The 1,185-nt window shown below is 73.2% G+C and carries 3 protein-coding genes; all 3 read left to right on the forward strand.

The genetic code is table 11. The features are described 5' to 3' along the window. On the forward strand, positions 1-217 hold a 217-nt coding region (locus HGA02_RS19865; RefSeq protein ID WP_168681141.1), incomplete at its 5' end, for a hypothetical protein. A gap of 71 nt (positions 218-288) precedes the next feature. Then, a complete protein-coding gene (locus tag HGA02_RS19870) occupies positions 289-615 on the forward strand; it encodes an ArsR/SmtB family transcription factor (RefSeq protein ID WP_124342963.1) in 327 nt (108 codons plus the stop codon). Continuing rightward, a complete protein-coding gene (locus HGA02_RS19875) occupies positions 612-1,100 on the forward strand; it encodes an SRPBCC family protein (RefSeq protein WP_168681143.1) in 489 nt (162 codons plus the stop codon). The genes HGA02_RS19870 and HGA02_RS19875 overlap by 4 nt, the downstream gene beginning before the upstream one ends. The last annotated feature ends 85 nt before the right edge of the window (positions 1,101-1,185 follow it).

A 1,185-nucleotide genomic window follows, 5' to 3' on the forward strand; every position in this document is an offset into this window, starting at 1 on the left:
GCTCGCGGACGCGCCCGACGCGCCGCCGGTGCGCGGGTCGCTCGCCGCGACGGCGCTGTGGGTCCTGGGGTCGCGTGACCGGGCGGAGCAGGTGCTCGGCGAGGTGGTGGCCCGCACGGGTCGTGACCGCTTCCGCCGGCTGTGGGGCGTCCGGGCGGTCGAGGGGGACGAGGCGCTGCTGATCGCACCGGACCCGCAGCACGTCGCGTTCGGCTGACGCCGGTCGCCCGTCCCACCCCTTGCCACGGTGAACCCCGGCGCGTAATGTACAACCACATGGTTGTAGGAATGGACACCGCGCACGTCGACCGGGTCTTCGCGGCCCTGGCCGACCGGACCCGCCGGGACATCGTCCGGCGCGTCCTGCACGAGCAGGAGTCCGTCTCCGCGCTGGCCCGGCGGTACGACATGAGCTTCGCCGCCGTCCAGAAGCACGTCGCCGTGCTCGAGCGCGCCGCGCTCGTCACCAAGACCACGCAGGGCCGCGAGCGGCTCGTGCGCGGCAACGTCGAGGCGATCCGGGCAGCCGCCCGGCTCCTCGACGTCTACGAGGAGATCTGGCGCGGACGCCTCGACCGCATCCACGCCCTGCTGGACGAAGGAGAGGACGCATGACCGTCGTCGAGAGCCACAAGGACCCGCAGGCCCTGACCCTGACCATCAAGGCCGAGTTCACGGCCACGCCCGACAAGGTGTGGCAGGTCTGGTCCGACCCGCGCAAGCTCGAGCGGTGGTGGGGCCCGCCGACGTGGCCCGCCACGTTCACGTCGCACGACTTCGTGCCTGGCGGCCGCGCGCAGTACTACATGACCGGCCCCGAGGGGGAGAAGGCCCACGGCTGGTGGGAGTTCGTCACGATCGACGCCCCGAACGGCCTCGCGTTCGACGACGGGTTCGCCGACCAGTCGGGCGCGCCCCAGGACGACGGCCTCGTCACGCGCGCGGTCGTCCGGCTCGACGGCGCGTTCCCCGGCACGCTCATGACGATCACGTCGCAGTTCCCGTCGGCCCAGGCGATGGAGCAGCTCGTGAGCATGGGCATGGAGGAGGGCATCGTCGGAGCGCTCGGCCAGGTCGACGCGATCCTCGCGGAGGACTGACCGGGACCCAGCACGATGACGGGCCGTGGCGCGCACCGTGAGCGCCGCGGCCCGTCGTCGCGTCCCCGCCCGGGCGTGCGCACGC

The organism is Cellulomonas septica, assembly GCF_012396155.1.
GTDB lineage: Bacteria > Actinomycetota > Actinomycetes > Actinomycetales > Cellulomonadaceae > Cellulomonas > Cellulomonas septica.

Coding starts and splice junctions, on each gene's coding strand:
- HGA02_RS19875 (WP_168681143.1), top strand. CDS start 612: ATGACCGTCGTCGAGAGCCACAAGGACCCGCAGGCCCTGACCCTGACC.
- HGA02_RS19870 (WP_124342963.1), top strand. CDS start 289: ATGGACACCGCGCACGTCGACCGGGTCTTCGCGGCCCTGGCCGACCGG.